This window comes from Candidatus Protofrankia californiensis (assembly GCF_900634765.1).
Lineage (GTDB): Bacteria > Actinomycetota > Actinomycetes > Frankiales > Frankiaceae > Protofrankia > Protofrankia californiensis.
The window spans coordinates 8,385-15,083 of record NZ_CAAAFT010000347.1 but is presented as its reverse complement, the minus strand read 5'-3'; the positions used below and the strand labels follow the sequence as shown (position 1 = coordinate 15,083).

The following is a 6,699-nucleotide window of genomic DNA, read 5'->3' as shown; positions in this document are numbered from 1 at the left end:
GATCCCAGACAGTGATCCCAGACAGTGATCCCAGACAGCGATCCGGAGGGTTATCGATGACAAATTGTAATGATGCTACCAGGTCTGGGTGTTCACGGACCAGGCAGACGTATCCGCCCTGTGGACAGCGCAGATGCCACACTGTGATCGAGAGGGACTGAAGCGATGGCCATACCGTGGTCACAGCAGCTGTCACAGCAACCGGCGCGGCAGCCGTCGTCAGGGCTTGCGCCGGAATCGACGGCATCGCTGTACGCGGCGGTCCTCTTCGATGGGGACGACCGGTCCGCTGTCACCGAGGTGGTGATTCTGTTCGAAAGTGCCGCCGCTGCTGACGAGTACGCCATGGAATGCGGCTGGGACGACTATGTCGTCGGCGCTGTCCGTTTCCATCTTCCGCCGCGGACCCGCAGGGTCCGGTGGGTGGCATGAGAAGGCGGGTGGACCGACTACGCAAGTGGTCCACCCGCGGGTGACGCAGAGGCTGTTACGCCGGGGTGCGGCAGGCGGAGATGAACTGGGTCAACGCCTCCACGCGGTCCGACGGGGCGTCGACGGCGTGCCTGATGACCCGGATCAGGTGCTCGTAGGCGTCGGTGTGGTCGTATCGTGCGGCGTCGGCGATCCGCAGCGCCCACCGCCAGTAGCCCTTGATGGTGTCTGCCAGCGGCATCCGGAAGTTCGCTATCACCTCCCGGATCGGCTCCACGACCGCGTCGCCGTACCGGATCAGGTACTGCTCCACCATGTCCGCCATGAACGAGAAGTGACGGGCCTCGTCCCGGCTGAGCCGGTTCAGGATCTCGGCGAGGACAGGCTCGTCGATCACGGCACGCAGTTGCTGGTAGTAGAGCTGCGTCGCTTTCTCCTGCACGAGTGTGTAGGTGAACAGCGAGACCGGATTGTCGAAGGGGAGGGTGAACTCCTGCCGCCCCTCCTCGGCGAGATCGAGGCGCAACCGTTCGGGTTCCGCGAGCCCCGAGGCCACCTGGTAGCGGAAGAGAGCGCGGGCGTGGCTGTCCTCCTCCTGCGCCCAGCGGACCGTGAAGTGGTAAAGCTCCCGGTTACGGACGAAGTCTGACGGGTCGACGCCGTCGTCGAGGGGGAAGAGCTGGTTGTAGAGGGCGAAGTAGCCGGGAAGGTGGTCCTCGATCAGAGTGATGAAGCGGACGGCGGACTGCTGCCCTTCGGTCAGCCTCCCGCAGTCCGCGCTGCCCCAGTCGAAGTCGCTCTCCACGTCGAAGTGGCGCGCCGAGGGCGAGGCGATCATGAATGACGTGACCGCGCGCTCGATGTCGGCAGCCGGCAGGAGCCGGTTTGCATCCTGCTCGGGCGGTGCTGCCACCAGGGTCCCGTCCACGACGGTCATCGATCCTCCTGCCACTTTTCAGACACGCCCCCGAGGGCCAGAGACAGCGCGATCATGCTTCTTTCGCGCGCGGGGTTCCTGCCGGATCGGCGAAGCCGATCCGGCAGGTCCGGAAGGCCCGAATCTCGGGCCACCGAGCCGGTCATCGCGCCTTCCGGCAGGTCAGGGCGTAGTGCTTGGTGGTGTAGCCCCACCCGGCGTTGGCGATCTCCAGGTAGTGCTCGAGCTCGCGGGCGAGACCCGGTCGGATTCGTTCGATGTCGTCGGTGGCGGACCGGACGTTCGCCAGCCAGTCGTCGATCGTGCGACGGTAGTCCGCGGTCAGGTCGTCCAGGCCGATGAGGGAAAATCCGGCGTCCTCGACGCCACGGACCAGTTCGGACACCGGCCGCATGTCTCCCCAGCCGAAGATCTTTTCACCGACGAACCGGGTACCGGCGCGGCTGTGGAACGCTTCGTGCGCAGCCGCGTTGCGAAAGCAGCTTTCCGACACGTAGAGGGTGCCGTCACGACGCAGCAGTGCCCGAGCCCTGGCGAACACGGCGGTCAGATCGGGCATGTGCACGATCGACCCGAGCATCGTCACCGCGTCGAAACTGCCGGTGGGAACGTCGACCTCCTCGAAGTGCCCCCGCCAGGTGCTGACCTGGTCGGCCACCCCGAGTTCGCTGGCTCTTCCGCTGATGTAGGCGTGCTGTCGTGCCGCCGGGCTGATGCCGGTCGTCCGGCAGCTGTATTCCCGCGCCATGAACAGCAGCAGGGAGCCCCAGCCGCAGCCCACGTCGAGCAGCCGTTCGCCGCCTTGCAGGCCCAGGCGCCCGGCGACGAAGTGCAGCTTGTTGATCTGAGCCTCCGCCAGGGTGTCCGTCTCGGACCGGTACAGCCCGGAGCTGTACTTGCGCAACGGATCGAGGAAGAGGCCGAAGATCTCCGGGTCGAGGTCGTAGTGCTGGTTGGTGTCGGCGATGGCGGTGTCCGCCTTGGGGTCGGTGATCGTCGTCATGACGGGTCCGGCGTGAGGGACTTCGCGACCACGAGCGCGATGTCGTCAACGGACGAGATGCCGAAGACGTCCTCGTCCTCCAGTTCGACGTCGAAGTGCCGCTCGATCCTGGAGACTATCCGGAGCACCTTGACCGAGTCGGCTCCCTCGATCGAGCGAAGGTCGATGGACGGGGCCACGCTGTCGGCGGCAAGGCCGAGTTCTCCGGTCACGATTTCGGTGACAACAGCGACGATCTGCTCATGATTGGCGGACAATTTAACTCCCTATGAAGGGTCGCCGGCGGCGCGAGAAAAGAATGGTCGTGCTGCCTTTGGCCGGTTAACTCCCTATGAAGGACCGCCGGCGGCGCGCCAAAACCATGGCCGTGCTGCCTTTGGTCGGGTCGGCTCCGAATGAAGGGTCTGTCTGGTGGATACCGGGTGTCATGTCAACGCTTCGGCCAGTGCGCGCCGGATACGCGCGTTGCTGGCGAGGTCCAGACCGGTCAGGGCGCCGAAGGCTCGGCGGATCTTCACCTGGAGCCGGTCGAGTTCGCCGGTGCCGCCGACCTTGGCCAGGAAGAACTCGAAGCCGGTGTCGATCGTCTCGTGTTCGCGCAGTTCGGGCAGCTCGCTTTTGAAGACGCTCACCGGGTGCTTGATCTGAGCGCCGGACGTGTACACGTAGAGCGTTTCGAGGACCGAGGGCAGCTCCTGCGGGTGCGTCGCCAGACGCCTGCGGGCGAAGTGGATGAACTCGCGGGCATGCGCTGCCTCGTCCCGGCTGGCGTCCCGCATGATTGTCCGCAGTATCGGTTCGGCCACCCAGTCCGAGACAGCCCGGTAGACGTGATTCACCGTCAGCTCTGAAATGATGTTTGTGGCGAGGGTGGCGGCTGGTGTCGTGCCGGGGGCGTACGGTTCCCGCATCGCCTCGACCGGAGCCGTGTCGACCTTGATGTCCAGAGCCTCCAACCAGGCCCGGAAAGCATAATGGTGCTGGAGTTCCTGGAAGCCCCAGATTGCCACGAACGCGGAGAAATCGTAGTCGTCGACGAACTCGTTGAAAAAGCCGTGTTGGGCGGCGATCGAGTTCGACTCGCCCATCACCGCGCTTTTCGCCAGTGTGACGTAGTCGGGGTCGACCAGGTCGCGATCGATCTCGTCGAATGGCAGGTCGGCGAGTTGCCACTGATGGCGCTCGTACTGGCGGAAGACATCGTAGCTGTGCATCGGCTTCCTTTGCGGGCTTTGTGGCCTGGATTCCGTGGTGTGGACCCGCGGTGTCAGGTCGAGGGCTGCCATGTTCGTTCGCCGACGACCAGGCGCTGGAACTTGCCGCTGGACGTGCGGGGGAGCGAGCTCGGGGGCAACAGGCGTACCGCCAGGTCGGACAGGCCGAGCGTGCCGGTGACCTGGGCACGCAGGTCGGCTGCGAGCCGGTCACGCGCGGCCGGGTCGTCGAGGCTCGTCTCCGCGAGCAGGGTGATCAGCTCAGCGCCGTCGCCGTCGCCGTCGCCGCCCCGGCCGACGACGGCGACGCATCGGCGTTTGAACACCCCGGGGATGTCGCGGGCGATGCCTTCGACGTCCTCGGGGTAGAAGTTCGCCCCACGGACGATGATCATTTCCTTTATCCGTCCGGTGACGAACACTTCGTCACCCAGACGGAACCCCAGGTCTCCGGTACGCAACCAACCGTCCGGCGTGAAGGTGTCGTCATCGCTTCCCTCCGCCAGCAGATAACCAGGCGTCACCGAGTCCCCGCGAATCTCGATTTCGCCGACCTGCTGGTCGTCGGCGGACACCTTGCCGGCGTCGGGGCTGGCGATGCGTAGTTCGACCCCGCGCACCGGCCGGCCCACCCCGACGACGGCCCGCGCCTGCGGATGCCCGCGTGGCACTTGCTGGACCAGGCCGGCGTTGGCCAGCCGTTCGCGGTCGACCCAGACCGACACCGGTGGCCGGCCCAGTGGGGGGAAGGCGACCGCCAGCGTCGCCTCGGCCATGCCGTACACCGGGAACATCGCCTCGGGCGCGAAACCGGCCGGTGAGAAGTGTTCCAGAAACCGCTCGACCGACGCCAGCGCGATGGGCTCGGCGCCGTTGAAGGCGATCCGCCAGTGGCGCATGTCCAGACTCGCAGCCTCCTGCGGGGACACAGCGGCGACCAGCTGGTCGTAACCGAAGTTGGGAGCAGGGGAGATCGTCGCCCCGGACGCCAGGAACTGGCGAAGCCATCGCGCCGGGTCCTTGACGAACGACGTGGGTGACCACACCGTCATGGGAACGTTACGCATGATCGCTGACAGGGTCGCGAACAACCCCATGTCGTGGAAGAGCGGCAGCCAGCTGCCTCCGCCATCGCCGTCCCGGCCGAGGTCTATCCCTTCACTGATCGCCTCGATGCCCGCGAGCGCGTTGGCGTGGGTGAGCTGGACTCCCTTGGGCGCGGCGGTGCTGCCCGAGGTGAACTGCACGATGGCTAGGTCCGTCGGTTCGACCACGGGAAGCTGCCCGGGCGGGGTCACACCTGCCAGCAGGTCGCCGGCGCAGACGAATGCAACGTTACTCATGGCACCGTCGAAACGGCTGGCCAGCCCGCGGAACCGGGAGGAGACGACCACCTGGCGGATGCCCGCGACCGACGCGATCCGCGCCAGCCGGTGTGCGTGACCTGCCAGATCCCAGGCCGCCGTGGGCAGCGGCAGCGGGCAGGCTGCTGCACCGGTCCTGGTGACGGCGAACAGTGTCTGGAGGAATTCGGGGGCGTTCTGGCTGAAGATTCCGACCCGGCTGCCCGGCCCGACACCCATTCCGGCCAACGAACGCGCCATCGCCTGTGCGGAGTCGGCGAGTTCACCGAGGGAAATCGACGTCGATTCGGACGGGAAGTCGACCGCGGTGTCCCGGCCGTGTGCGGCGATCCGGTCAAGTGCATCGTGCAACGTGCCGGTGACCATACGGCCTCCCCTGTCTACGAAGAGCCAGACGTCGCCTTCTTCTTCGCGTCGCCTTCTTCGGTGACCGCCGGCTGGGACGTCCGCACCGGGCTGCCGTCGGGCGGATCCCGCGTCGAACACCGTCGTCGACAAAATTGTTCGGCTTCGCGTCGAAGGCCGTCAACGGTTATTTTCCGATCGTATTGATCCATTCGGGAAGGCAATCGGACGATGCTGGATCCAGCGAATCATCGGCGGACATTCCCATATTCTTTGTCGCCGATTCGCGGTCCGTTTACCGCAGGGCCGTGGGGGGCTGGATGAAATCCGGGGAAAGCAGCGGGCGGGCGCCTTGCCGTGGTGTGCTGCCGGGCCCTGTCGGCGCGCTGCCGGGCCACTGCCGGGTGCCGCGAAGCGAACTCCGCGGAACCGTGGGGGCAGCGCCTGCCGCGGCAGGGTACGGGCCGGACCGCCGGCGATCGTCGCCGGCTCTCCCGGTTGGGTACCGGTGGCGCCTGCGGATCTGCTGGACTCGCCCGGTGCGCATCCGGCCGGGGCGAAACAATCCGGCCGGGTGAACAGCGGCGATAGGCGTTCGTAATCGTACGTCCGGAAGTTGCTCGTTGCCAGGGCCGCGAACTGTCAGCAGCATCGCTGGAACCGGGGGAACCGTGCGCCCCCGGTTTCCAACTCCAAGCTCCCCGGCGGCGTAACGAAGATCCACGAGTGCACCGTCCTCGAACCTCGGAATACCACACCAAATATTTCGGCATCTTAGAAGATCGGACATTCTGCAAATGCATCTTACCGTCCTCGGCTGTCGTTCCGGAATGCCATCCGGCGGCCAGGGCAGTTCGGGCTATCTTGTGAACGCCGGGAATACCAGGATCATGCTGGACTGCGGTCCCGGTGTGGCTCTCGCCCTCAGCGCGATGGGGCATCCGAAAATGCTGGACGCAGTGGTGATCAGCCATTTCCACCTGGACCACTGCTATGATCTCCTGCCTATCGGAAAAGCTCTCCTGAGCGGCCGGACCAGATATGCTGCGTCCTTCCCCAGCCTGCCGGAGGTCGTTGACACCGCGGAGCTGCCGCCGGTCCCGCTCTACGTACCGGCTGGTGGACGGTCGACCCTGCAAAAGCTCGCGCAGCTCTTTCCGGTGGCGACCATCCCGTTGCTGGACAAGGCGTTCGACCTCGCCTTCGATGTGCGGGAGTATGCCCCGGGCGAGGAGTTCACGGTGGGCGACTGCACGATCGGCATGCACGGTCTGCGCCACGCCATTCCCAACTGCGGTGTCCGGCTGGAGGGTCCGACGGGAAGCCTCGCCTACACCGGCGACACCGGTTGGACCGACGCGCTGATCCCTCTGGCCCGCGATGTGGACCTGCTGCTGGCCGAGG

General features: G+C 66.1%; 7 protein-coding genes. 2 read left to right on the top strand and 5 right to left on the bottom strand.

Annotated elements, in window-relative coordinates; genetic code table 11:
- Window positions 1-165: 165 nt before the first annotated feature.
- Window positions 166-432 (top strand): hypothetical protein, encoded by a 267-nt coding sequence (locus tag DD1DGNOD_RS17945; RefSeq protein ID WP_131770666.1) that lies wholly within the window; start codon window positions 166-168, stop codon window positions 430-432.
- A gap of 55 nt (window positions 433-487) precedes the next feature.
- On the opposite strand, the gene DD1DGNOD_RS17940 is transcribed toward DD1DGNOD_RS17945, so the two are convergent.
- The 5 genes from DD1DGNOD_RS17940 to DD1DGNOD_RS17920 all read right to left on the bottom strand — a co-directional run bounded on the left by DD1DGNOD_RS17940 (window position 488) and on the right by DD1DGNOD_RS17920 (window position 5,316).
- A complete protein-coding gene (locus DD1DGNOD_RS17940) occupies window positions 488-1,369 on the bottom strand; it encodes an acyl-ACP desaturase (RefSeq protein ID WP_131767627.1) in 882 nt (293 codons plus the stop codon).
- Window positions 1,370-1,511: 142 nt separating this feature from the next.
- Entirely contained in the window at window positions 1,512-2,372 is an 861-nt protein-coding gene (locus DD1DGNOD_RS17935; protein ID WP_131770665.1) for an SAM-dependent methyltransferase, read from the bottom strand.
- A complete protein-coding gene (locus DD1DGNOD_RS17930) occupies window positions 2,369-2,629 on the bottom strand; it encodes an acyl carrier protein (RefSeq protein ID WP_131767625.1) in 261 nt (86 codons plus the stop codon). Before DD1DGNOD_RS17930 ends, DD1DGNOD_RS17935 begins: the two co-directional genes overlap by 4 nt.
- 168 nt (window positions 2,630-2,797) lie before the next feature.
- Window positions 2,798-3,586 carry a ferritin-like domain-containing protein gene (locus DD1DGNOD_RS17925; RefSeq protein WP_131767624.1) on the bottom strand — a complete coding sequence of 263 codons (789 nt, stop codon included), beginning with the start codon at window positions 3,584-3,586 and terminating at the stop codon, window positions 2,798-2,800.
- Between the two features lie 53 nt (window positions 3,587-3,639).
- Window positions 3,640-5,316: an AMP-binding protein gene (locus tag DD1DGNOD_RS17920; protein ID WP_131770664.1), complete on the bottom strand. Its 1,677-nt coding sequence runs from the start codon at window positions 5,314-5,316 to the stop codon at window positions 3,640-3,642.
- A 776-nt stretch (window positions 5,317-6,092) separates the two neighbouring features.
- On the opposite strand from DD1DGNOD_RS17920, the gene DD1DGNOD_RS17915 reads away from it, so the two are divergent.
- On the top strand, window positions 6,093-6,699 hold a 607-nt coding region (locus tag DD1DGNOD_RS17915), incomplete at its 3' end, for an MBL fold metallo-hydrolase (protein WP_131770672.1).